Here is a 303-nt window from a genome sequence, read left to right as displayed (position 1 = left end):
CATTCGCTATCTGGGACACAGTTAGGAAATTGGACTATTTAGTTCAATCTTCTAAACCCTTTCTGCTTTTTCCGGATCATAGGAATTTGGCTTCCATGTATAATCCTGAAAAGTGCACGAAGCAAGCTGGGGAACGTTTGGAAAGATGGGGTATGGATCTCAGCTCATTTAGATTCAACATCGAACATATACCAGGAGACATGAATGTCTGGGCTGATATGATGACTCGATGGGGGGCTGCATTATCAAAATCAGACATTGATAATGGCGTAAAGGGATCTGGATGCGGTTCTGAGAGATAGA

The 303-nt window shown here is 42.6% G+C and carries 1 protein-coding gene; it reads left to right on the top strand.

Translation table 11 applies throughout. The features are described 5' to 3' along the window. Nucleotides 1-302, top strand: a 302-nt coding sequence (locus tag B5P40_RS33065) for a ribonuclease H family protein (RefSeq protein WP_181462988.1), incomplete at its 5' end; no start/stop codon positions are given. Nucleotide 303 lies beyond the last annotated feature (1 nt).

Origin of the sequence: Bacillus sp. SRB_8 (genome assembly GCF_003264205.1) — a bacterium.
GTDB lineage: Bacteria > Bacillota > Bacilli > Bacillales > Bacillaceae_G > Bacillus_A > Bacillus_A mycoides.
This window is presented reverse-complemented; position numbering and strand designations above follow the sequence as displayed.